Origin of the sequence: Bradyrhizobium sp. STM 3843 (assembly GCF_000239815.1) — a bacterium.
In the GTDB taxonomy this organism is placed as follows: Bacteria; Pseudomonadota; Alphaproteobacteria; order Rhizobiales; family Xanthobacteraceae; genus Bradyrhizobium.
Map to the genome: position 1 here is coordinate 1 of NZ_CAFK01000174.1, position 23,786 is coordinate 23,786.

Here is a 23,786-nt window from a genome sequence, read left to right on the forward strand (position 1 = left end):
CACCGCGCATGAGGCTGTAGGGTGGGCAAAGCGTAGCGTGCCCACCGAGTTCCGGCATGGTGCAAAATCATGGTGGGCACGTCGCTTCGCGCCGTTGTCCACCCTACAAGAGAGATAGTGGAGCAAACGGCATGCAAGGCGTCACGGTTGTCGATCATCCGCTGGTCCAGCACAAGCTGACGCTGATCCGCGACAAATCGATCTCGACCAAATCGTTTCGGGAGCTCCTGAAAGAGATCGGCATGCTGCTCTGCTACGAGGTCACGCGCGACCTGCCACTCACCGAGGTCGAGGTCGAGACGCCGCTGGCGCGCATGCAGTCGGCCAAGATCGCCGGCAAGAAGCTTGTCTTCGTGCCGGTGCTGCGCGCCGGCGTCACCTTCGTCGACGGCATGCTCGACCTGGTGCCGACCGCGCGCGTCGCCCATATCGGGCTGTATCGCGAGCCGCAAAGCTTCGCCGCTGTGGAGTATTTCTTCAAGGCGCCGTCCGATCTCAGCGAACGGCTTGCGGTCGTCGTCTCGCCGGTGCTGGCGACCGGCAACACGGCGGTGGCCGCGATCGATCGCCTGAAGGAGCGCGGCGCCAAGGATATCCGCATGGTCAATATGATCGCGGCCCCCGAAGGCGTCGAGCGCGTGCGCGGGCTGCACCCGGACGTCCTGCTATGGACCGCGGCGATCGACGAAGGCCTGGACGACAACGCCTTCATCGTGCCGGGCCTCGGCGATGCCGGCGACCGCGCCTACGGCACGCGGTAACCTCATCGAGACGTGCCACGCCGCTTCATCGCGCTCGACGTGGTGGACGCCGCGGCGTCTTCGTGCTCCCCGCTACCGGTTCTGCCTGTGGCGGATGCCTGGCAATGTCCTCCCAGAATTCCAGATAGACCTTCGCTATCCGGACGCCGAGGAACAGCGGCGCCATGCGCCGGTTGCGACCCATCCGCGGCAGATATTTGCTTTCGATCTGAGCATAGGTCACTAGCCGCTCGCGCGCCATCCGCACCTGGTTCCTGGCGAGCGCCACCAGATCTTCCTCGCTCATGAACTCGCCGAAGAACAGCTGCAGCACCGCCGTGTCTCGCAATTCAAACAACTCGCCGGGCGACGTTCGCAGCCATTGTCTGAGCGCGGCGTTGCCCTTTCGCGTGAGGCTGTAGAGCTTGCGGCGCCGACCGCCCTCCTCGCTCTTGCATGACAGCAGGCCGGCTTCCGCCAGGCGCTCCGGCTCGCCATAGAGCTGCGAGTGCGGAAAGGGCCAGAAATAGCTGACGGAGCGGCTGATCGCCTTCTTGAGATCATAGGGCGTCGACGGGCCGCGCAGGCCGATCAGGCCGAGCACGAGGCACGACACCGGGCTGAGCCGGACGACGTTGTGAGCTTCGACGGTAAAATCGTGATTGGACATAGTCCGATTCATACCATACGTCCTGGACTATGTGATATGAAGTCGAGGTACGCGTCATGGCCGATCTGAGGAGCTTTTCGGACCCGCTGTCGTATCAGGCCGCTGATCGATCCCAGCCAATCCTGGACCTTGCCATTGGCGATGTCTTGCGGACTGCAGCCGACAGCTGGCCGCACCGGACAGCACTGGTGGATGGCAGCCCGCATGGCCGGCGCCACCGCTGGACCTTCACGGATTTGCTGCGCGATGCCGAGGCAGTCGCCCGCGCGCTGTTGCACCGGTTTGCCCCCGGTGAGCACGTCGCCATCTGGTCGGCGAACCAGCCCGAATGGGTGCTGATCGAATTCGGCGCGGCGCTCGCCGGGCTGACCCTTGTGACCGTCAATCCCGCCTATCTCCGCGACGAGCTCGCCTTCGTGCTGAGGCAGTCGCAGGCATGCGGCGTCATTGTCCAGGACAGCTACCGCAATCGCGATCTGCTCGCGATTATCGATGATGCCCGCACCGCCCTGCCCGCGCTGCGCGAAGTGATCCCGCTGTCCTCATGGCCGGCCTTCATCGCAAGCAGAGCATCGGCGTCACTTCCGGCCGTCGCCTGCAACGACGTGGCGCAGATCCAGTACACGTCGGGGACGACAGGCGCGCCGAAAGGCGCGCGCCTCACCCATCGCAACCTCGCCAACAATGCGCGGCTCTTTGCACAGACGATCGGCGCCGATGACCACGACGTCTGGATCAATCCGATGCCGATGTTCCACACGGCCGGCTGCAGCCTGATCACGCTCGGCGCGCTGCAGACCGGTGGCACCCATGTGCTGCCGCCCGGCTTCGACGCCGATCTGATGCTGCGCCTGATCGAGGAGGAGCGCGGAACGATCTCGGGCGGCGTTCCCACCATGCTCGGCCGCATGCTGGATTCGCCGGCGCTCGACAGACACGACCTGTCGTCCTGGCGCAAGGTCATGCTCGGTGGCGCGCCCGTTCCGCCCGAGCTGGTGCGCCGCGCGCAAGCGCGCGGCCTCACGGTGGTGATCGGCTTCGGCCAGACCGAAGCCTCGCCTTATGTCACCCACACGCTGCCCGACGATCCGCATCCCGACTGGATCACCACCGTAGGGCGGCCGCTGCCGCAGACCGAAATCAAGATCATCGACCCTGACAGCGGCGAGACCCTGCCACGTGGCCGGATCGGCGAGATCTGCGCCCGCGGCTATTCCGTGATGAAGGACTATTTCAACGATCCGCAAGGCACGGCATCGGCGATCGACGCCGACGGCTGGCTGCACACCGGCGATCTCGGCAGTCTCGATGATTACGGCTATTGCCGGGTTCAGGGCCGCCGGCGAGACCTGATCATCCGCGGCGGCGAGAACATCTACCCGCGCGAGATCGAGGATGTCCTGCACACCCATCCCGCCGTACTGGACGCGTCAGTCGTCGGCATCCCCGATGCAGACTGGGGCGAGGTGCCGGTCGGCTTCGTCATCTTGAAGCCCAATCAGCAAGGCGATGCTGACGAACTGATGCAGTTCTGCCGGGCGCGGCTCGCATCCTACAAGGTACCGCGAACCTGGCGCTTCGTCGCGCAGTTCCCGCAGACGGCATCGGGCAAGATCCAGAAATTCAAGCTGCGTGACGACTATCTCGGTGGCGATCCCGCCAGGTGACTAACCCGCGAACGCCGCCTGCGCCTCCGGCAGCGCCCAGATCTTTTCGATCGCCGCCGTGCCTGCCGCCATGATGGCGGCCTCGTCGCCGTGCAGATAGTGCCCCTCATGGATCAGCAGGCGGCCATCGACCATCACCTGGTCGATATTGGCGCGGTTGGCGAGCGCGATCAGCGCGCGACGCGGATCGAACAGCGGCTGCAGATGCGGATGGGTCATGTCGACCACGGTGAGGTCAGCAGTCGCGCCCGGCACCAGCGCGCCCAAATCAGGCCGCTTGATCAGCGACGCGGCCGTGGCGGTCACCGCTTCGATCAGCTCAGGCGCGCTGGCCGCTTCGGCTTGGCCTGACGCAATCTTGGAGATGATCGACGCGGCATTGAGCTCGCCCAGCAGGTCCATGTTGTAGCCGTCAGTGCCGACCACGGTGCGCACGCCATGCGCGGCGAAACGGCCGAACGCAGCGGTGACGCCGGAGCGAGCGAACACGCGCGGGCAATTCAGGACGGCCGCGCCGCGCGCCGCCATCAGCTTCAAATCGGCGTCGGTCGAGGCATGACAATGCGCGGCGAGCAGATCGTCGCCGAGCACGCCGAGCCAGTCGAGATATTCGGCCGGCGTGCGGCCGTCGTAGCGCGCGGCGATGGTGGCGACCTCGCTTTGGCTCTGCGCCATGTGAATCGTGATGGGCACGTCGAGCTCGCGCGCACGCGCGGCCGCGGCGCGCAGCAGATCGGGGCCGCAGGTGTCGGTGGCGTGCGGGCTCATTGCGAGGCGGATGCGCCCGTCGGCCTGCCCGTGCCAGCGCTGATGAAGCGCGTTCCAGGTCGCCATGTCGGCCTCGCCGTCGTCGCCGGCATAGCGCACGACGCCATCGGCGCCGGCCTTGGCGTCACCGGTCGAGAACAGATAGGGCGCGCCATAGAAGCGCAGCCCCATCTCCTCGGCCGCATCGAACAGTTCGGGGATCGTGTTGCGTGACGGCTCCATCACCGTGGTCGCGCCGCCCTTCAACAGCTGCAGCATGCCCATGCGTCCGACCGCGAGTCGCTCCTCGGCCGAGAGAATCTCGGCGCCGCGCTTGGAGAGCGGCAGCAGCACCGTGTAGACGATGCTCTTGTTGTTGCGGCGGCCGTTGCCGTCCTCCGTCAAGGTCCGCGCGATCGCCTCGCTGAAGATGTGGTTGTGCAGGTTCAACAGGCCCGGCAGCACGAAGCGGCCGGGACGATCGAACACCTCGTCCGCCGCCGGCCGGTCGGGCGTGATCGCCGCGACGCGGCTGCCTTCGATCAGCACCCAATGGTCGCGCAGCACCTTCTGCGAGCCCTCCTCGCGCGTCAGCACGTAGCTGCCGAAGATCGCAATCGTGCTCATGCGGGCCTCACATTCCAGAACACCGCGGTGCCGTCGAGAATGCCGGTGATGCTCTTGCGATGGGCGGTCGGCTGCTTGTACAGGCCGATCGGGTAGTACGGGATCTCCTCGAACGCAAGCGCCTGGATCTCGCGGCAGACACGCTGCTGCTCGGCGAGATCAGTCGCCGCCAGCCATTGCGCGCGGAGTGTCCCCATCTTCTCGCTTCTGTACCAGCCGGCCACCGCGCCCTCGCCGCGCAGATTGGTATTCCCGGCCGGATTGAGCCAGTCGATGCCCTGCCAATTGCCGACCGCTGCGTTCCAGCCGCCCTGCTCGATCGGATCCTTCTTCAGCTGACGCTGCAACACGGCGGCGAAATCCAGCGCGACATACTCCACATTCATGCCGGCGCGCCGCATCATGTCGGCGGCGACCTCGCCGAGGGGCCGCTGCGCCTGCGAGTTCGCCGGCACCAGCAGCACGACCTTCTCGCCATTGTAGCCGGCCGCTTTCAGTTCGGCCTTCACCTTGTCCATGTCGCGGGGCCCGCGGAACACGTCGAGGCCGACATCGCTCGCCAACGGCGTCCCAGGCGCGAAGAAGCCGACCGGTGTGACCTGATAGGCGGGATCGCTGCCGGCGACCGCGGTCATGAACGCCGCCTGATCGATGGCGCCTAACAACGCGCGGCGGATCGCCGGGTTGTTGAACGGCGGATGCAGATGGTTGACCCGCATCATGCACGCATAGCCGCGCGGGTCGAGCACGCGGATCGCGATGTCCTCCTCCGCCTTCAGCACCGGCAGAAGATCGTGCGGCGTGGTCTCCTGCCAGTCCTGCTCGTCGGTGCGCAAGGCCGCCGCCGCCGTGCCGGCGTCGGGCATGGTCGACCACACCACGCGGTCGTAATGCACGATCTTCGGGCCTGCGGTCCAACCCGGCTGGCCACCCTCGCGCGGCTGATAGCGCTCGAACTTCGCATAGACGTTGCGGATGCCCTGCACCCGTTCCTCTTTCACGAAGCGGAACGGGCCGCTGCCGAGCACCTCGGTCAGCGGCTTCATGGGGTCCTGGCTTGCGAGGCGCTCCGGCATCATGAACGCCGGCTGCACCGCGGCCTTGCCGAGCGCCTGCGGCAGCAGCGGAAACGGCCGTTTCAGCCGGAAGCGGATGGTCTTGTCGTCGGGCGCACTGAGCTCATCGGTGGCCGCGATCAGCTCGGCGCCAAAGCCGTCGCGCGCGGCCCAGCGCTTGATGCTGGCGACGCAATCGCGCGCCAGCACCCTCTCGCCGTCGTGCCAAACCAGGCCGTCGCGCAACGTCAGGTCCCATTGCCTGCCATCGTTGGAGGTGACATGGCCCGACACCATCTGCGGCGACACGTCGAGCGCGGCGTTCATGCCATAGAGCGTGTCATAGACCATGAAACCGTGATTGCGCGTCACCTGCGCGGTCGAGAAGATCGGATCGAGGAAGGCGAGATCGATCACGGGAATGAAGCGCAACGTGGTCTGCGCCTCGGCACGAACCAGTCCCGGCATCGCCAACGCGGGAAGCGTGGCGGCGGCGCCGAGCAGCGAACGGCGGGATATCGGCATAGTCGTCCTCTGCGTCAAAATCGGCTTCTTTCCCCTCATCCTGAGGAGCTTGCGCAAGCAAGCGTCTCGAAGGAATGAGGCCCGGGCATCGGCCTCATGGTTCGAGACGGCGCTAACGCGCCTCCTCACCATGAGGAGTAGCAGCGAAGCGATGCTAGCGTTTGGCGGCCTCAGCCGCCTCGTGCCGCTGATAGTTCGCCGCGATCTCCGCGCCGGTGGTGATCCAGACGTCGGAGCAGGACTTCGCGTAGGTCAGGAAGTCGCGCAGCAGGCGGAAGCGCATCGGCCGTCCCGAGACCTGCGGATGCAGCACGGTGGTGACCATTGCGCCCCACTCCCTGACTTCGTCGAGCTCGTCCTTCCACATCGAGAGCACGTGCTCCTTGGGGAAGATCGAGCGCGGCGAGAACCGCGCTGACAGCCCGTGCATCCAGTCATCATAGCTTGCAGTGACGGGAATTTCGATCGTGCCCGGCTTTCCGTCGGCGAGGCGATGGCGATAGGGCCTGACATCGTCACGGAAGGAGGACGTGTAGACGATTCCGTGCCGGACCAGCGCGACACGCAGCTCCTCGGTGAACTCGCCGAACGGCGCGCGATAGCCGATCGGTGTGACGCCAAGGCGGCGCTTGATCGCTTCGAACCCCTTCTCCAGCTCCTCTTCGACAAAGGGATCGCCGGGTTCCGGCAGCAGGTGATGATAGCCGTGATGGCCGATCTCGTGGCCGGCTTTCAGAATCGCTTCCGCCATGGCCGGATGTGCGTCGACGGACCAACCCGTGATGAAGAACGTCGCCTTCAGATCGAGCTCTCCGAGCAGTTCCAGAAGCTTCGGCGTGCCGACACGGGCCTCGTAGCCGCCATAGCTCATCGTGATCAGCCGCGCCGCATGCGCCGGGTCCTTCGAGGTCCAGGCGCTCTCGGCGTCGACGTCGAACGACAGAAACATCGCCGAGGTATAGGGCTTCGGCCATGGATAGTGAGGCGCCGGCGGCGCGGTGTTGGCAGGGACCAGCGGGATGCCCTGAAGCGCCTTACTGTCCAGCATTGATCGTTACCTTCTCGATCCCGTTGTCGTTCAGCTTCCATTTCGCCAGCAGCGTCTTGTAGCTGCCATCTGATATCAGCGCCTCCAGCGCGCTCTGCAACGCCGCTCGCAGATCGGCCGCCGTCACCGGCGTCGCGAGCCCCGTATACTGCAGGGCAATCATGTCGCCGACCGGCACATAGGCGTTTGGCTCCTGGTCCATGATGTAAGGCAGGGTCTCGTTGCCCTGCACGGCCGCATCGATGCGGCCTTGCCTCAGCTGCGTGCGTGCGTCGGCAGATCCTTCGGTGCCGACGAACTGGATCGGACTCGCGCCACAATTCGTTGCGCTCCAGGCCGCGATCTCTTCAGGAAACTTGGTGCGCCTGGAAGCGCCGACCTTCTTGCCGCACAGCGCCTGCGCGTCCTTGAACTCGGCGGCGCGCGAAGCCTGCACGAAGAAGCGCGGACCGCTGCGCAGGTAATCGATGAAAGTCGCCGTCTCCTGCCGGCTCTTGGTATCGGTCATCCCCGTCAGGATGATATCGAAACGCTGGGTCGCGAGCCCCGGCATCAACTGGTCGAAGCTGGTCTCCTGCCAGACGATCTTGACGCCGAGCGCCTTGCCCAAGGCTTCGCCGAGATCGACATCGAAGCCGGTCAGCGTCGATGTGGCGGGATCCTTGAATTCCATCGGCGGATAGTTCGGCACCACGGCGATCCTCAGCCCATTCTGCTTGATCTCGGCCGGCAGCTCCGCGGAAAGCGCCGGGCCAGCGAGAACAGCGCCGATCAGCGCCGCCAGGACAAACTTGTTTCGTCGCATCAATCCCCCTTCAAACTTCTGCGGCCAGGAAAGCACGGGTGCGCGCCTCGCGCGGTGCAGTGAGCACGTCCCTGGCCGGGCCGGATTCCACGATCGCGCCCTGGTCCATATAGACGACGCGATCGGCCACCTCGCGCGCAAAGCCAAGCTCATGCGTCACCACAAGCATCGTCATGCCTGATGTCGCAAGCTCCTTCATGACGGCGAGCACCTCGCCGACCAGCTCCGGATCGAGCGCCGAGGTGGGCTCGTCGAACAGCACCAGCTGGGGCCGCATCGCGAGCGCGCGTGCAATCGCCACGCGCTGCTGTTGGCCGCCCGATAATTGCGACGGATACGAGCCGGCCTTCTCGGCGAGGCCAACGCGACGGAGCAGCTCCATCGCCTCGAGCTTTGCTTCGGCCAACTTCCGCTGCTGCACCTGGACAGGCCCTTCGAGAACATTCTCCAGCGCAGTCATGTGCGGAAACAGATTGAAGCGCTGGAACACCATGCCGCATTTCAGGCGCTGCCGTCCGATCTCCTTATCGCTCAGACGATGCAGCCGGCCAGACTGCTCGCGAAAGCCGAGCAATTCGCCGTCGAGCCAGATGCCGCCGCTGTCGATCGTGGTCAGCTGGTTGACACAGCGGAGTAACGTGGTCTTGCCCGAGCCGGACTTTCCGATCAGGCAGACGACCTCGCCGGGCCAGACGTCGAGCGAGACCTGCCTCAGCGCCTGGAAATCACCGAACTGCTTGCTGACCTGCCGGATCGCAATCAGCGGCTTGCTCATCGCGCCACCTGCACAATGCCGCGGGCAAAGCGGCGTTCGAGCAGCATCTGCAACGGGGTCAGGATGGAGACCATGAGCAGATACCAGAGGCCGGCAACGATCAGAAGCTCGATCACGCGCGAATTGGCGTAGTAGATGTTCTCGGCCGAGTGCAGCACTTCCGGATATTGGATCACGCTGGCAAGCGACGTTGCCTTGACCAGGCCGATGAATTCATTGCCGAGCGGCGGCAGCACCACCCGCATCGCCTGCGGCAGGATGATCCGGCGCAGCGCGTGCAGCCGGCCCATGCCGATTGCCTGCGCCGCCTCATATTGGCCGATGTCGACCGAGAGCAGCCCTGCACGCATCACCTCCGACGTGTAGGCGCCCTGGTTGATGCCAAGCCCGAGCAGCGCGGCGAGGAACGGCGTCATCACATCGACGGCACGCGCACTCCAGAGCCCGGGGATGCCGATGGTCGGAAACACCAGCGCCAGGTTGAACCACAGCAACAATTGGAGAATCAGCGGCGTGCCGCGGAACAGCCACGTGTATCCCGCGGCGACCGCTTTGAGCACCGGATTGGGCGACAGCCGCATGATCGCGACGACGACGCCGAGCGCGATGCCGAGCGCCATCGCCAGCACCGCCATCACCATCGTGTTGACGATGCCCTGCAGGATGACCGGCGCAGTCAGGAACCGACTGACATGGGACCACTCGATCTGCCCGCGCGCGAAGGCGCGGCCGATCGCGGCCAGCACGATGAGGATCGCGGCGGCCGTGACCCAGCGCCCCCAATGCGCCTGCCGCGCGACCTTGAGTGACGACAGGTCAGGAAACCCTTCGGCCAGCGCATCCGCGCGATTCATTGCGGCGCCGCGTTGAGCATCGGCTCGCGCACCGCATTGGCGCCGAGTCCCCAGGTGTCGAGAATGGCCTTGTAGCTGCCGTCCGCGATCATCGCTTTTAGCTGGTCGGTCACGACCTCGCGCAAGGCGACATCGTCCTTGCGGAACATGATGCCTTGGTAGCCGAACGCGATGGGATCGCCGACGATGCGATACTTGCCGCTCTCCTGCGCCTGCGCATAAGGCAAGGTTTCGCTGCCCTGCACCGCCGCATCGATGCGGCCCTGCTTCAGCTGGTTGCGCACATCAATCGAATTTTCGCCGGGCACATATTGCGCCGCCGGCTTGCCGCTCGCCTCACAAACCGTCTTGCTCCATTTCTCGATCTCAGCCGGAAAACTGGTCGAGCGCGTGGTGCCGATCTTCTTGCCACAGAGATCGGCAGCCAGCTTGGCGTCGCTGTCGGCGAGCACGAAGAATTGCGGCCCGGTGACGAGATAGTCGACGAAATCGGCGCTCTCCCGGCGCGAGGCGCGATCGGAAATGCCGGAGATGATGAAATCGGCGCGCTTGGTCTGCAGCGAGGGGATCAGTTCCGCGAAGGGCGTCTCGCTCCAGACGATCTTCAGCCCGAGCCGCTTGGCGAGCGCATTGGCCAGATCGATGTCGAGCCCCTTCAGCTCATTGGTTGCGGGGTCGCGATATTCCATCGGCGCGTAGGTCGAATTGACCGTCAGCCGCAAGGTGCCGGATTGCTTGATCTCGGCCGGGAGCTCGGCGGCCGCAGCCGATGCGAGCGCGGCGAGCCCAATCGCGCAGATGCCAATCGAACAACGCATCGACCTGCTCCTTGCCCCCGTCACTGTGCGGGCTCGATCGCGCCGGCGCGCTCGGTGATGACCCTGTACTGCTCGGGGCGCCGATGCGCGGCGAAATTGAACATCTTGTCCTTGCCCTGGCGGCAGAGATCCAGATCGATGTCGGCCACGATCACCTCGTCCGCAAGCGAGGTCGCCTGCGCAACGATCTGCCCGTTGGGATCGACGATGCACGACGCGCCGATCAGCCCGGAGCCGTCCTCGTCGCCGGCCTTGGCCACCGCGATGGCCCAGGTCGCATTCATATAGGCGTTGGCCTGCGCGACCAGTGTCGAGTGGAAGGTGCGCAGAGCTGCGTCCTCGGCGTTGCCGCCGTTCGGATCATAGGCCGCGGAATTGTAGCCGATGCAGATGAGCTCGACGCCCTGCAAGCCGAGCACGCGCCAGGATTCCGGCCAGCGGCGGTCGTTGCAGATCATCATGCCCATGATGGCGCGGCCCCATGCGGCCCCAGTCCGGACCGCGGGAAAGCCGAGATCGCCATATTCGAAATAGCGCTTCTCGAGCTGCTGATACTTGGCGCCCGGCCGCGGCTCGACCGAGCCGGGCAGATGCACCTTGCGGTACTTGCTGATGATCTGCCCTTCGCCATCGACCAGGATCGACGCATTGAACCGCCGGCCGTCGGCGGTCAGTTCAGCGTAACCGACATAGAAGCCGACGCCAAGCGCGCGTGCGCGGTCGAACAGCGGCTGCACATCCGGATTCGGCATGGCGCGTTCGAAATAGCTGTCGAGCGCCTCGCCTTCGAGAATCCAGCGCGGGAAGAAGGTGGTGAACGCAAGCTCCGGGAATACCACGAGCTGCGCGCCCTGCGCGGCGGCCTGGTCCAGCAGCGCGATCATGCGCGCCAGCGTGTGCGCGCGGGAATCGGCCCGTTGCGTCGGCCCCATCTGGGCGGCGGCGGCGCGGACAATACGGCTCAACATTGCCTCCGATCTGTGCGCATTGCTGCCTTCCAACGCGGCACAGCCATGCCGTTGGCGCAATGCGAGAAGAGACAATTACGCGGAAGCGGCGCAAGATTTGCAACGCCTCACGCCAGCGCCGCACTATGATATTTTGGCCGGGACCATAACACCAGCTTATAAGGGGTTCGTCCGATGAACCTGCGTCAGCTTGAAATCCTGCGGGCGGTCATTCGCCATCGCACCACCGTCGCCGCCGCCGAAGAGCTGGCGCTGTCACAGCCTGCGATCAGCAATGCGTTGAAGGCGATGGAGGCGCAGGCCGGCTTCACGCTGTTCGAGCGCATCAACAACCGGCTGTTCCCGACCGCGGAAGCGATGGCGCTGTACGAGGAGAGCGAGGCGATCTTCGCGCTGCATGCGCGGCTGGAGAACCGCGTCCGTGATCTGCGCGAGCAGCGCACCGGCCATCTTTCGATCGTGGCGACGCCACCGCTCGCCTACAGCATCATTCCGCCGACGCTGTCGGGCTTCCTGCGCCGGCGCCCGCAGACGCGGGTGTTCTTCGATGTGCGGCGCTATGAGGGGATCATCGAAGGCGTGCTGGGCAATGTCGCCGAGCTCGGCTTCGCGCTCGGGCTGTCCGATCATCCCGGCATCGCGCATGAGGTGGTGCACACCGGCGAGATGGTCTGCGTGCTGCCGCCGAAGCATCCGTTGGCAGAGCGGCCGGTGATCTCGGCCGCGGACCTCGCCGACTTTCCGCTGATCGGGCTGGAACGCGGCACGCGACTGGGCGAAGCGGTGCGCGAGAGCTTTGCGCAAGCGGGCGCGCCGTTCCAACCCAGCGTCGAAGTGCGCTATTGCAACACCGCCTGCGTGCTCGCCGCCACCGGCGTCGGCGCCGCCGTGGTCGATCCGTTCTCACCGCAACAGGGTGGTCACGACCTCGTGGTCCGCCCCTTCACGCCGGCAACGAAAGTCTCAGCCTATATGCTGTGGTCGGAAGCCAAGCCGCTGTCGAACCTCGCCAAGACATTCCGCAGCGAGGTTCGCAACGCGAGCCGGAATCTGGCTGGCGGCAGCGTCTCCGCCGACGCTTCACACGAAGCCCGGGCGCAACTGAAGCTCGAATCCAGCCGCGCCTGACGACCTCAAGCTTTCACCAGCTCGATCTCCTGTACCTGTCGCGTCGCCGCGTCATAGACCTTGATCTGCAGCATCGGAAAGCGCCGCTTCAGGTCCCTGGCGCCGTTATGAGCGCCTTCCTCGGTCTTGAACTCGGTCTTGATCTGGCCATCGACAACGACGGCGTAGCCGCTCTGCGGCAGGTCCTTGGCAAGTTTGTCTTGGGCAAGTTTGTCTTTAGCAGGCTTGTGCATTTCGCCGACATCGATTGATGAGTTGATGATGGGTCGAGAAGGACGCGCACAGCACCGTCTCGAACGACTCCGATCTAAGGTGAGTCTGTCGGCCCGGGCAAGCGGAGAAGCGTTCTGCACAGCAGGTGGGATGTGACTCATCCCACGCTTGCATCTTAACGATGCGATGACGTCAGGATGTCGACCGAGCGCGAACTCCGTAATGTTCCCACCGTGGCTTTTCGTGCAACAGCGCTCTGATCAGTGCGCAAGCTGCCGATAGATCGCAGGCAATGCCGCCGGCAGCTTGCGGATGTTGCCGACGATGGCGTAGCCGCCGCGGCCGAACAGGGTCGGGAAATAGGACTGCGCCGTCGCATCGATGGTGACGCCGAACACCGCGACGCCGTGTCGCCGCGCCTCCTGCACCGCCTTGCGCGTGTCTTCGACCGCGAACCGGCCTTCGTAGTGATCGACGTCGTTCGGCTTGCCGTCGGTCAGCACCAGCAGCAGGCGATTGCGCTGCGGCTGTAGCGCCAGCTCGGCCGCGGCATGCCGCACGGCCGCACCGATGCGGGTGTAGTAGCCCGGCCGCAGCGCGCCGATCCGCCGCTCGACATCAGCGCTCATCGGTTCGCCGAACCCTTTCACGGTCTCGACGCGCACCCAGTCGCGCCGGCGCGAGGTGAAGGTGAGGATGCTGTTGCTGTCGCCGCAGGCGGCAAGTCCGTGCGCCAGCACCAGCAGCGCTTCCTTCTCGACGTCGAGCACACGATGGCCGTCGACCCAGGCATCCGTCGACAGCGACACGTCGACCAGCAGCGTCACCGCGAGATCATGCCCCTCGGGGCGCATCGCCAGATGCACGCGATCCAGCGCGCCGCTCCCGGCACGCAGGTCGCAGCGCGCGCGGACCAGCGCGTCGAGGTCGAGATCGTGGCCGTCCGCCTGGGCGCGCATCAGTTGATGCCGCGGCCGCAACGCTTCGAACTGACGCCGCACGCCGCGGATGCGGCGGCGCATGGCGTCATCAGGCGCCCAACTCTCACCGGTCTCGGAGGCTTGCCCCGCGACCACGCGGCAATGATCGGCCATGTAGTTACTGGTGCGATAGTTCCATTCGGGATAGCGCCGGCCGCTCGCAAGCCTGGTGGCATCGACAGCCTCCGGCGGCAGGTCGAGATCGAATTTCAGTTTTGTCGCCGGTTTGCCCTTGCGCCTGGAGATCGCGAGCTCGTCGAGATCATCGGCCGCCTTGCACGCGTCCTCGTCGTCGCTGTCGTCGGAGGGACGGTCCACATTGACCATCTCCGCCATGGCCAGGATCTTCTCGAAGCGGTTGAGAATGAACGGATCGCGCTTGGCGGCTTCGTCACGCTCGCGCGTGGCGAAGCGCTTGCGCGGGTCCGGCGCTGCCGCCTCCTCCGCGTCCGCCGGCTGCGCATCAGCATCGTCGGGTTGGGCTGCAACCGCCTCGCGTGTCCAGCAGTCGCCCCACAGCGGGCACGGCAGCATCATCCGATAGCCCGGCGGCGCCTTGGCCGGCAGGTCGACGGCGCCGATCACGGCGCGCCACGACGCGCCTTTTGGCGGCGAGCCTGCTCCGAGCAGCGCCATCACGATGCGCTCGAGCTCCTGCTCGATGCGCGGCAGCGGCCGGCGCGGCCGGGCCGCGACCATCGCTGCAGCAAGGCGCGTATAGGGTCCCGCCAGTCCGGGGAATCGCGCCAGCACGAGGGATGTGGTCTCGCTCGCCCGACGCAAGGCTGTGAGATCGCGGCGCAGCGGATCGGGCTCAGCGATAACCGCGACATCCATGGTCGCGAACCATGCCGCCAGCCAGCGATACAGCAGCGCATTGAGTTCGGCATCCGGAAACACCGCGATGCGTTCGGGCAGAAACACGGTGGCACCGTCGCGTCCGGGATGATCGAGCGGCTCGTCGCCAAGCCCGATGCGCTGGCGCCAGCCGAGCCGATGGCCGGACTTGCGCGCCTTGGCGGACGCGATCTGCACACCCGCTTCGCCGCCGAGCGCGCGGAACATCACCGCGATCTGGCCCTGGATGTCGGCGAGCGCGACCGCATGCGCGGCGTGAACGGGATAGCTCGCCGTCGAGCCGACCAGGCGGTGCCAAGCCCGCCCGACCGTCTCCTCCAGTTCGAGAAAGTCGAGCATGACTCACCCGATCACGGCTTGCGCAACCTCGCGCAGCGCCGCCTTGACATCGGCATCGTCGGTCAGCGGCTCGATCATGCCGGCGAGCACGGCATCCTCGATCCGCGTGCCGGCCGCGACCAGCGTCGCGCAATAAACGAGAAGCCGGGTCGAGACGCCCTCCTCCAGGTCATGGCCCTTCAGCGCGCGCAGGCGATGCGCCAGCGCCACCAGCGGCCGCACGCGCTCCGGCGCAAGCCCACTCTCGGAGGCAACCACGGCGATCTCCTGGTCGGCGGGCAGGAAGCCGAACTCGATCGCGATGAAGCGCTGCCGTGTCGACGGCTTGAGTGCCTTGTGCAGGCTCTGATAGCCGGGATTATAAGAGACGATCAGCATGAAGCCGTCAGGCGCCACCAGCTCCTCGCCGGTGCGCTCCAGCGGCAGGATGCGGCGATCGTCGGTCAGGGGATGCAGCACCACGGTGACGTCCTTGCGCGCTTCCACCACCTCGTCGAGATAGCAGATGCCGCCCTCGCGCACCGCGCGGGTCAGCGGCCCGTCGGTCCACACCGTGTCGCCGCCCCTGAGCAGATAGCGCCCGGTGAGGTCGGCGGCGGTGAGATCGTCGTGACAGGCGACCGTGTGCAGCGGCAGGCCGAGCCGCGCCGCCATGTGGGCGACGAAGCGGGTCTTGCCGCAGCCGGTCGGCCCCTTCAACAGCACCGGCAGCCGGCGCCGCCAGGCGTGCTCGAACAGCGCGCATTCGTTGGCGCTCGGCACATAGGCGGGAACGTCGACAACAGAGGTTTCGACGGCGTGAAGGGCGGCTTTCATGGGGTATTCTCCAAGGTCCAGAAAAATCAGGCGGCCGTAACCGTGCGGCCGCCTGTTAGTCGTCATTCAGCCGGCTGCAGCGCGCCCGGGATGACAGACTGCCTGGTGCGGCCGGGCACCAGCACAGCCCACACGAACATCACCGCCGAGATCGCAACGAACACGCCGGAGCCGAGCCTGACCCAGTAGAACATCGCAAGCTGGTCCTGCACGTCCATGTAGCTCTGGCCGAGCACGCGCTGCAGATGCACCTGGATGACACCGGCAAAGGTCAGCGCGAAGGTCATCACCATCATCGCCGTGCACATGATCCAGAAGCTCGCGATCGAGAGCCACTGATTATAGGGCGCACGCTGCCGCAGCTGCGGCACCGCGTAGGCCATGACCGCGAGATTGAGCATCACATAGGCGCCGAAGAAGGCGAGATGACCGTGCGCGGCGGTGACCTGGGTACCGTGGGTGTAGTAATTCACCGAGGACAGCGTGTGCAGGAAGCCCCACACGCCGGCGCCGAGGAACGCCATCACCGAGCAGCCGACCGACCATAGCAGCGCCGCGCGGTTCGGATGCCTGCGGCCGGCCTTCAAGGTCATCTGCACCGTGAAGATCACCATGGTGAAGAACGGCGCGACCTCGAGCGTGGAGAACAGCGAGCCGATCCACTGCCAATAGCCGGGCGCGCCGATCCAGTAGAAGTGGTGGCCGGTGCCGAGGATGCCGGAGAACAGCGCCAAGCCGATGATGACGTAGAGCCACTTCTCGACCACCTCGCGGTCGATGCCATTGAGCTTGATCATCAGGAACGCCAGCACCGAGGCCATGATCAGTTCCCAGACGCCCTCGACCCAGAGATGGACGATGTACCACCAGTACATCTTGTCGACGGCGAGGTTGGCCGGATTATAGAACGCGAACAGGAAGAAGATGGCGACGCCCCACAGCCCGAACAGCAGGATGTTCGTCACCGTGGTCTTGCGGCCCTTTAGCGCCGTCATGGTGACGTTGAACAGGAACATCAGGCAGACCACGACGATGCCGACTTTGATCGGAAACGGCTGCTCGAGGAATTCGCGGCCCTCATGGACGTGGAAGAGATAGCCGACCACGGCGGCGCCGGCCGCGCCGAAAAACAGCCAGAATTGGATCTTGGCCAGCAGCGGGCTGAACAGCTCGGTCTCGGTTTCCTCAGGCAAGAGGAAGTAGGTCGCGCCCATGAAGCCGATCAGCGACCACACGATCAGCGCATTGGTGTGGATCATGCGCACGATGTTGAAGGGCAGGATCACCGACAGCGTGTTCGGCAGCACATAGATGGTGCCGGCGAGCAGGCCGAACAGGACCTGGGCGAGGAAGAGCGTCAGCGCGCCGTAGAAATACAGCATCGCGACCTTCTGGGTTTCGTATCTCATCGATGAAGCTCTCTGTCTGAAGGAAGATCGGGATTAGCTGCTCAACCCGCCTTGTTCGGCGGCCAGTCCTGCCGCTTGATGCTGTCGGCCCATTGCAGGAAGTCGGCGAGGTCGTTCAGCTCCTGATCGGAGAGATTGAACTGCGGCATCTGCCGCCGGCCGGGCGCGCCGGAGGGTTGCGACTGCATCCAGGATTTCAGCATCTCGCGCGCGGCGGCCGGGTCCTGCCTGCCGCCCCAGCGGTCCCAGACGTTGCCGACCTCGGGCGCGAAATAGGCGCCCTCGCCCAGCAGCGTGTGGCAGTTGATGCAGGAGTTCCTCTCCCAGACATGCTTGCCGCGCGCGACGGAGTCGGTGAGCGTCGAGGCATTGGTCGAACTCGTGACCATGTAGTAGTGGCTGTGCGCCGTGAGCGCGAGGAAGATCGCGAAGAAGAAGGCCGAACCGCCATAGAAGACGTTTCTGGCGGCCGACTTGGTCAGGCGTTCAGCCATGACACGTCCTTTCCGGTTAAGGGGATTCGAAGGTGCTGAGGCAATCTACCGACCGGGTTCGACACGCTCTTTGTTGGCGCGCAATCAGCGCGGCGATCGCAGTCGGCGCCGGATCAGATCAGCGCACGCAGCGCGGCCGTGGCCCAGGCGAACGCCGTCAGCCCGATGACCCATGTCGTGATCAAACCACGCCACAGCGCGGGCGCCGCGCGCAGGCCGAGATAGTCGAGGATGATCCTGCGGCCCTTGACCGCGGCCAAAGCGAGCACGAGCGTATTGCCGAGCAGCGCGCCTGCTCCGCTCGAGGAGATGGCAACCGTTGCGACCGCGAGGCCCAGCAGCATGAGCCAAGTGACGTCCAATCGATCAGGCCCGAACATGGCTCAGCGCACCAGATAGAGCATCGGGAACATGACGATCCAGATGAGGTCGACCATGTGCCAGAACGCGGTCGCCGTCTCCACATGGATCGGCTGCGCATGGCGGCAGACTACGGCGAGGATGATGATGCCAAGCGCCACATGAAGCAAATGGAAGCCGGTCAGGAGAAAATAGAGTGTAAAGAAGGGGCTGCTCTCCAGCACCGCGCCGCCGGCGATCTCGCTTCGATATTCGGTGAGCTTGATGGCGATGAAGGCCGCGCCTAGCGCCATCGCAAGCCAGAGGAAGCGGCGCGACAGGCCCGGCCTGGCCGCACGCGCCGCCGCGGTTCCGCGCGCCGCGGCCCACCCGCTCGTGACCAGCACGATGGTGTTCAGGCCGGCCAGAGGCGCGTCGAGCGCGGCCTGTCCGGACGCGAACAGCGCGGGATTGACGGCACGCGTCACCGCAAATGCCCCGAGCAGCAGGCCAAAAGCGACGAGTTCGCTGCCGATCAGCACCCACATCATGGGATCGCCGGGCAGGCCGTCGAATACACCCCAGCCGTCCTGGCCCGCTTCGCAGTCAACCGCCGACATCGCCTTCTCCGCTTTGCGAGGTCGGCAAGCTAACGGATGCCGCGAGCACCCTCTTTGTCGGCGCTCAAACAACGCGGCCGGCGGCCAAGCATCGGGATCTTTGCTGGGGCACAAATAGCCAGGCCACGAGACCGGCTAGAGATGCTGCGGCCGATGACAGGATGACGGACGGATTGACATGAGCGAAGCACAGCTGGGCCTCGTCACGGCCACACCCATCATCATCATCTTTGCGGTGGCGCTCCGGCGCATGGGCGTGCTGTCGACGACCGGGACCGTCTCCGCCGTCGCGCTCTCGGTCGCGATTGCGGTGGTGCTGTTCACCACGCAATAGACCGGCAGCAGTCGCGGCGCATGCACCTCGACGGCACGCGCATCACCTCGCCGCCCAGGGTTCGCCGGCCCGCAGCCGTCGCGCCAGCGCAGCGGCACAGCCCGCGAGCAGTGTTTCGCCCTTTGCCACTGAGGCCTTGCGCGCGTCGCCCGCGACACCGGAGGCTGTCAGTTCGGCGAAGGAATGAAACCGCTTCAGCGACGGCACCAGCGAGCTCATGATGTCGAAGCTCGGTCCATGTGCCTCGCCGAGCCTGTCGGCCTGGACGAGGTCGCCATGAACGACCATCATCATCGAGGTCTCGCCCTCGCAGGCGTGCATCACGCCGTCCTGGTCCTCGAGAACCTCGGCCATCACGTCAAGCGCTTCCATGAAATACGTAGTGATCGCGATCGGCGCGTCGAGTTCGCGCGTGAGTTCGCCAACGAAGGTCCCGAGCGCCTGGATGTTGCCGCCGTGACCGTTGACGATGACGATGCGGCGGAAGCCGGCATTCAGGATCGAGCGGCAAAGGTCGCGCAGCAGCGCATAGTAGGTCGCAAGACTCAAGGTGAAGGTCCCGCCGAAAGCAACGTGATGATCGGCCAGTCCGCACCACACGGTCGGGGCGACCACGACCGAGCAGTCCGGCACAAGCTCCGCGGCGGTGCGCCGGCAGACTTCGCTGCAGAGGAAATCGTCGACGCCGGTCGGCAGATGCGGCCCGTGCTGCTCGGTCGAGGCGACCGGCAGCAGCACGATGGCGTCCTGCGCGGCAAGCGCGCGCAGGCGCTCGGCGGAAAGTCGATTCCAGGCGGTTTCAGTCATGAGGCTGCCTCTTGTGGTCGGGAATGGCGAGCTTGGCTCATATCACGCCGGCGACATACCGGCTGCGACACAGACGCGATAGGAACGCAGGCCGATCGAACCGACGATGGCGGCAGCGAGCGACATCGTCGGCGCGGCGATGGCCAGCGCCGCCCACAACATGGCGTTGTCGGCAAAGAGCCTGTCGGTCAGCACGGCGATCAGCGTCGGTCCGAACGACAGGCCAATGCCGTTGAACACGAACAGGAACACCGCCGACGCCGTGCCGCGCATCCGCGGCGGCACCAACTCCTGCACACCGGTCGATCCCGTGGTCGAGATCGTCGAGGTGAAGAAGATCATGCCGCCGAGCAGGGCCAGCGCCAGCGCCGCATGACCCGCGAGCGGAAACGTCACGGCAAACGGAAACGCACAGAGTGCGGCGAAGACCGTGGTGCGCAGCCGCGCATCGGTCTGGCCGCGCCGAAGCACCCGGTCCGAGACCAGGCCACCGCTCAGGACGCCCGCGGTCCCTGCGAGCATGGTGGTGAGGCCGACCGCGACGCCTGCCGCCGCAATCGGCACGTCGTACGTGCGGCGAAGAAACTCCGGCGCCCAGGCTCCGGTCCCGTAAAACAGCATCGCCATCAAGGTCGACGCGGCATGCTGGCCGACAAAGGCGCGCCAGTGACGGCGATAATGTTGCAGCACCTGGCGCAGCCGCGGCGCCTCATCTGCGCCCGGAGCCACTGCCCGCGCCGTCTTGCGTCGTGGTTCGCGCAACGACAGCACGAAGGGGATCACCAGGACGCCCGGCGGCCCGAGGATCAGAAACACGATCTGCCAGGATCGGATCGCGCCCAGGACCGGCAACGACACTTCCGCACGCCCCGCCAGGGCGTGGACGATGGCGCTGCCCGCGATCAGCGACAATCCGGTCCCGAGATAGGCGGACACGGCAAAGACAGCGAAGGCAATGCCGCGACGGGTCGGCGGAAAGTAGTCGGCGATCAGCGAGGTCACGACCGGCGTTCCCGTCGCCTCCCCGACCCCCACGCCCGAGCGCGCCAGCGCCAGCTGCGCGAACGAGCGCGCGAAGCCGCACATGAAGGTGGAGGCGCTCCAGAGGGCGAGCCCCGCGCTCAACAGATGCGGCCGCGACACCCTGTCGACTATGCGCCCGATCGGAAGCCCGGCAACGGCATAGGCCAGTGCGAAGCCGAGCCCGATCAGCAGGCTGACCTCGGTATCGGATAGGCCAAGATCGGATTTGATCGGCACGATCAGCAGGCTTAAGGCCTGTCGGTCCATGAACGAGAATATCTGGACCATGAAGAGTACGCCGACACCATACCACGCAGCTTTCGGATCGATCCCGACCGGAGCCGGTTGGGTCTCGACGCGTGGGGCGAAGTTGGAGAGCTGTTGCATGACGCAGTTTCCGGATCGTCTCGCGGTGGTGGGTTTGGCGGAGCCGTCATCCGCATGATATGCTTTACTTTACTGTAAAGTAAAGACCAACAATGGATTCATTGATGCCGATGAAATCGTCTAGGAAATCCAATGATTTATCGGGAAAGCCTTCAACCGTCGCAATCCTTGATGCCGCCCAGCGGCTGTTCCTGGAGGCCGGCTATGACGGCGTGAACCTCGAGCAGGTCGGCCAGGCGGCCGGCGTTTCGCGCCAGACCGTCTACAACCAGTTCGGCAGCAAGGACGCCGTGTTCCAGGAGGTGGTGGAGCGGCACTGGCAGACGGTCCGCCAGGAAACGGCGTCGGCGTTTGCCGAAATGGAGAACCTGCAGTCGCCGGCCGCGATGCTGCGCAGCTTCGCGTCCGCCCTGCTCCGTTTCGTGACCGAGACCGATCAGGTCGCGTTCACCCGGCTCGTGATCGCGGAGTCCCGCAGCCGTCCCTGGATCGCGGCAGAGTTCTACCGCGCCGGCAAGGAGCCGATTCTGAGAGCCTTCGCCGGCGCACTCGCGGCGATGACGTCCAAGGGACTGCTCACCTGCGCACAGCCCGAACTCGCCGCGCATCAATTCATGGGTCTGGTGCAGGAGTTCGTGATCTGGCCGAAGGTCATGGCGATCGGAGACGCACTCGCCGAGCTGCCGCCCAGTGAGGTCGTCATCGACGAGGCGGTCACCATGTTTCTGAAGCGCTATGGCGCTTGAGGGCTGGCGCGGCGGACTCGGTGTGCTCCCTCTCCCCGTTCTTACGGGACCGCGCCGAGCTTCGCTCGCGCTGAGAGGGTTGGGGTGAAGGGCAGACGCACGATCAGTGCAAGTTGATAGACCTGTCCCCCTCACCCGGATTGCATGTCACGATGCAATCCGGCCGCTCAGCGCGAGCGACGAAAAATGTGTATGCCCTCGTCTGTGACCCCGGACAAGACCGCAAGATCGGTCGAGCGCGTCATCTCGGCATGCGCTCAGTTGGCGCCGCCACGGAGGACGGAATGGTGAAGCCGGCGCTTCAGAACTACCATGCCCGATGCAGCGGGTGCTGGATCACATCGACCGGCATCTGGACGACGATCTGGACCTGGACGCGCTGAGCAGAGTCGCAGCCTACTCGAAATATCATTTCCACCGGCAGTTCATGGCAACCTTCGGGCTGTCCGTGCATCGCTATGTCCAGCTCGCCCGCATGAAGCGCGCTTCATACCGGCTAGCCTTCGGGGATGAAGCCCAAAGCGTCACCGACATCGCGATGGATGCCGGTTACGATGCACCGGATGCCTTCGCCCGCGCCTTTCGGCAAAGGTTTGGGCAATCGCCTTCGTCGTTCCGGAAGTCTCCCGACTGGGAGCCGTGGCTTGCGGCCTTCGGGCCTCTCGACAACGCGAGGAGCAAGCTGATGCAGAAGACCTTTACCCCCAACGACGTGACGATACGCGAGGTGCTCACCACGCCGGTGGCGATCATGGAGCATCGAGGCGACCCGGCGATGCTCGGCGCCACCATCCAGCGGTTCGTCGCCTGGCGCAAGGCCGCCGGCCTGCATCCCAAGACAAATCCCACCTTCACCGTCTGGCGTTCCGAGCGGCGTCCTGCATCGCTCGCCGATTACAGCGCAGACCTTTGTGTCGGGACCGACCAACCGATCGAGGCGAACGGCGAGCAGATCAAAGCCGGCGAGATCCCCGGCGGACGCTGCGCGGTGCTGCGCGTCGTTGGCAACACCGACAATCTGGAGCCGGCCGCGCTCTACCTTTATCGCGATTGGCTTCCGGCCAGCGGCGAGGAAGCACGCGACTTCCCGATCTACTGCCAGCGGCTAAGCTTCTTCCCCGAGGTGCCGGCACATGAGACGGTCGCGGACGTGTTCTTGCCGCTGAAATAGCTTCCTTCGACGGCGGCCTGTTTTCTTCGATCGCAACAAACGGCAGGCCGGTATCGCTACTGCGTCGTAGGTGCGAGACACCACCTGCTTCACCGTCATTCCGGGACGATGCGACAGCATCGAACCCGGAATGACCGCGTGGGCCCGTCCCGGACGTCCCGGCTTGCGCGCGCCATGTCGGCTTCCGGGGCGATAAGCGGACCGGAATTGCTCAGGTCGAGTGTTTCGCATTTTGACCCGAAGCGGAAATCACGCCTCGCACAGCATTCGATATTCCAGAGGAAGCGATTCGACCTTTGCAGGGAACGCTGCTTAGATGCGACTTTCTACTAAGGGACTATGAAACGATGCGAACATTCTTGCATATTTTAATGCTGCTCACCGGTTGGTCGTCCGTGGCCGACGCGATGGAAGCGTGCACCCGTCATACGCCAATTGGGGTTGGTTGCTTCTCACCCGTCCGCTCGTGGCCCTTCAGCGACCTCTCGAGATGTCCGATTTTTCGCTGCTGTTGGGGGTAGAGCGGACATCGGGCGGCCAGCTGCTTATGAGTACGCCTAATCCACCCAATCTCAGATGGGTTCACGGCCGAAGGGCACCCGCGATTTCGAAGTCTGCGAATGAGCTTGCCGCGATAGGACGCAGACTTCGACATCGAGCACTGTGCAGGACGACACCAGAAGTTTGACCCGTTCCGTGACTGCCCGTCGTGCCAATCTGCCGCAGTGAATTTCGCTTGTGTCGTCGGGCAAATCACAACGATCATTCGCGCATCCCGCCTCGAGCAGAGGGACGTTTCGGCCGATCGTCACGACACGTGAGG

At 65.2% G+C, this 23,786-nt stretch carries 24 protein-coding genes and 1 pseudogene; 6 read left to right on the forward strand and 19 right to left on the reverse strand.

Annotation, left to right across the window (positions count from 1 at the left end; all coding sequences use genetic code 11):
• Positions 1–131 precede the first annotated feature (131 nt).
• Positions 132–761, forward strand: a complete 630-nt coding sequence (upp, locus tag BRAS3843_RS18615; RefSeq protein ID WP_008970541.1) for a uracil phosphoribosyltransferase — start codon at positions 132–134, stop codon at positions 759–761.
• 25 nt (positions 762–786) lie between these two features.
• Here upp and BRAS3843_RS18620 read toward each other — a convergent pair whose 3' ends face one another.
• Entirely contained in the window at positions 787–1,410 is a 624-nt protein-coding gene (locus BRAS3843_RS18620) for a PadR family transcriptional regulator (protein WP_139024910.1), read from the reverse strand.
• A 56-nt stretch (positions 1,411–1,466) separates the two neighbouring features.
• On the opposite strand from BRAS3843_RS18620, the gene BRAS3843_RS18625 reads away from it, so the two are divergent.
• Complete coding sequence (locus tag BRAS3843_RS18625; RefSeq protein WP_008970543.1) at positions 1,467–3,077, forward strand: AMP-binding protein; 1,611 nt, start codon at positions 1,467–1,469, stop codon at positions 3,075–3,077.
• Here BRAS3843_RS18625 and BRAS3843_RS18630 read toward each other — a convergent pair whose 3' ends face one another.
• From BRAS3843_RS18630 to BRAS3843_RS18665, 8 genes are all read right to left on the reverse strand, one after another.
• A complete protein-coding gene (locus BRAS3843_RS18630; protein WP_008970544.1) occupies positions 3,078–4,451 on the reverse strand; it encodes an amidohydrolase family protein in 1,374 nt (457 codons plus the stop codon).
• The gene (locus BRAS3843_RS18635) at positions 4,448–6,031 is read right to left on the reverse strand and encodes an ABC transporter substrate-binding protein (RefSeq protein WP_008970545.1); all 1,584 of its coding nucleotides are present in this window, start codon (positions 6,029–6,031) and stop codon (positions 4,448–4,450) included. The genes BRAS3843_RS18630 and BRAS3843_RS18635 overlap by 4 nt, the downstream gene beginning before the upstream one ends.
• Positions 6,032–6,185: 154 nt before the next feature.
• Positions 6,186–7,079, reverse strand: coding sequence for a polysaccharide deacetylase (locus BRAS3843_RS18640; protein WP_008970546.1), 894 nt, complete (start codon positions 7,077–7,079; stop codon positions 6,186–6,188).
• Positions 7,066–7,884: an ABC transporter substrate-binding protein gene (locus tag BRAS3843_RS18645; protein ID WP_035982127.1), complete on the reverse strand. Its 819-nt coding sequence runs from the start codon at positions 7,882–7,884 to the stop codon at positions 7,066–7,068. The genes BRAS3843_RS18640 and BRAS3843_RS18645 overlap by 14 nt, the downstream gene beginning before the upstream one ends.
• Positions 7,885–7,894: 10 nt before the next feature.
• A complete protein-coding gene (locus tag BRAS3843_RS18650) occupies positions 7,895–8,659 on the reverse strand; it encodes an amino acid ABC transporter ATP-binding protein (protein ID WP_008970548.1) in 765 nt (254 codons plus the stop codon).
• Complete coding sequence (locus BRAS3843_RS18655) at positions 8,656–9,513, reverse strand: amino acid ABC transporter permease (RefSeq protein ID WP_008970549.1); 858 nt, start codon at positions 9,511–9,513, stop codon at positions 8,656–8,658. Before BRAS3843_RS18655 ends, BRAS3843_RS18650 begins: the two co-directional genes overlap by 4 nt.
• A complete protein-coding gene (locus tag BRAS3843_RS18660; protein WP_008970550.1) occupies positions 9,510–10,331 on the reverse strand; it encodes an ABC transporter substrate-binding protein in 822 nt (273 codons plus the stop codon). Before BRAS3843_RS18660 ends, BRAS3843_RS18655 begins: the two co-directional genes overlap by 4 nt.
• Positions 10,332–10,351: 20 nt before the next feature.
• The gene (locus BRAS3843_RS18665) at positions 10,352–11,299 is read right to left on the reverse strand and encodes an N-carbamoyl-D-amino-acid hydrolase (RefSeq protein WP_083841390.1); all 948 of its coding nucleotides are present in this window, start codon (positions 11,297–11,299) and stop codon (positions 10,352–10,354) included.
• Between the two features lie 174 nt (positions 11,300–11,473).
• Here BRAS3843_RS18665 and BRAS3843_RS18670 point away from each other — a divergent pair, with 174 nt between their 5' ends.
• Positions 11,474–12,427: a LysR family transcriptional regulator gene (locus BRAS3843_RS18670; protein ID WP_008970552.1), complete on the forward strand. Its 954-nt coding sequence runs from the start codon at positions 11,474–11,476 to the stop codon at positions 12,425–12,427.
• A gap of 5 nt (positions 12,428–12,432) precedes the next feature.
• On the opposite strand, the gene BRAS3843_RS18675 is transcribed toward BRAS3843_RS18670, so the two are convergent.
• From BRAS3843_RS18675 to BRAS3843_RS18705, 7 genes are all read right to left on the reverse strand, one after another.
• Entirely contained in the window at positions 12,433–12,660 is a 228-nt protein-coding gene (locus BRAS3843_RS18675) for a hypothetical protein (RefSeq protein ID WP_008970553.1), read from the reverse strand.
• Between the two features lie 240 nt (positions 12,661–12,900).
• Positions 12,901–14,817 (reverse strand): VWA domain-containing protein, encoded by a 1,917-nt coding sequence (locus BRAS3843_RS18680; RefSeq protein WP_008970554.1) that lies wholly within the window; start codon positions 14,815–14,817, stop codon positions 12,901–12,903.
• Positions 14,818–14,820: 3 nt separating this feature from the next.
• Positions 14,821–15,633 carry a CbbQ/NirQ/NorQ/GpvN family protein gene (locus BRAS3843_RS18685; protein WP_008970555.1) on the reverse strand — a complete coding sequence of 271 codons (813 nt, stop codon included), beginning with the start codon at positions 15,631–15,633 and terminating at the stop codon, positions 14,821–14,823.
• A gap of 62 nt (positions 15,634–15,695) precedes the next feature.
• The gene (locus BRAS3843_RS18690) at positions 15,696–17,042 is read right to left on the reverse strand and encodes a cbb3-type cytochrome c oxidase subunit I (protein ID WP_008970556.1); all 1,347 of its coding nucleotides are present in this window, start codon (positions 17,040–17,042) and stop codon (positions 15,696–15,698) included.
• A gap of 41 nt (positions 17,043–17,083) precedes the next feature.
• Positions 17,084–17,536, reverse strand: a complete 453-nt coding sequence (locus BRAS3843_RS18695) for a cytochrome c (RefSeq protein ID WP_008970557.1) — start codon at positions 17,534–17,536, stop codon at positions 17,084–17,086.
• 113 nt (positions 17,537–17,649) lie between these two features.
• On the reverse strand, positions 17,650–17,880 hold the full coding sequence (locus BRAS3843_RS18700) for a cytochrome C oxidase subunit IV family protein (RefSeq protein ID WP_244425387.1): 231 nt from the start codon (positions 17,878–17,880) through the stop codon (positions 17,650–17,652).
• Positions 17,881–17,919: 39 nt separating this feature from the next.
• Positions 17,920–18,495 carry a cytochrome c oxidase subunit 3 gene (locus BRAS3843_RS18705; protein ID WP_008970559.1) on the reverse strand — a complete coding sequence of 192 codons (576 nt, stop codon included), beginning with the start codon at positions 18,493–18,495 and terminating at the stop codon, positions 17,920–17,922.
• 178 nt (positions 18,496–18,673) lie between these two features.
• Here BRAS3843_RS18705 and BRAS3843_RS41610 point away from each other — a divergent pair, with 178 nt between their 5' ends.
• Positions 18,674–18,829: a hypothetical protein gene (locus BRAS3843_RS41610; protein ID WP_008970560.1), complete on the forward strand. Its 156-nt coding sequence runs from the start codon at positions 18,674–18,676 to the stop codon at positions 18,827–18,829.
• 42 nt (positions 18,830–18,871) lie between these two features.
• Here the strand turns inward: BRAS3843_RS41610 and BRAS3843_RS18710 are convergent, their stop codons facing one another.
• Together BRAS3843_RS18710 and BRAS3843_RS18715 are read right to left on the reverse strand one after the other, a co-directional pair.
• Positions 18,872–19,636, reverse strand: a complete 765-nt coding sequence (locus BRAS3843_RS18710; RefSeq protein ID WP_008970561.1) for a creatininase family protein — start codon at positions 19,634–19,636, stop codon at positions 18,872–18,874.
• Positions 19,637–19,678: 42 nt separating this feature from the next.
• Positions 19,679–21,046, reverse strand: a complete 1,368-nt coding sequence (locus BRAS3843_RS18715; RefSeq protein ID WP_008970562.1) for an MFS transporter — start codon at positions 21,044–21,046, stop codon at positions 19,679–19,681.
• A 104-nt stretch (positions 21,047–21,150) separates the two neighbouring features.
• On the opposite strand from BRAS3843_RS18715, the gene BRAS3843_RS18720 reads away from it, so the two are divergent.
• Entirely contained in the window at positions 21,151–21,792 is a 642-nt protein-coding gene (locus tag BRAS3843_RS18720; RefSeq protein WP_139024911.1) for a TetR/AcrR family transcriptional regulator, read from the forward strand.
• 287 nt (positions 21,793–22,079) lie between these two features.
• A pseudogene (locus BRAS3843_RS18725) lies at positions 22,080–22,963 on the forward strand (AraC family transcriptional regulator).
• A 572-nt stretch (positions 22,964–23,535) separates the two neighbouring features.
• On the opposite strand, the gene BRAS3843_RS41900 reads toward BRAS3843_RS18725, so the two are convergent.
• A partial coding sequence (locus tag BRAS3843_RS41900; RefSeq protein ID WP_210161397.1) for a hypothetical protein occupies positions 23,536–23,786 on the reverse strand: 251 nt, incomplete at its 5' end.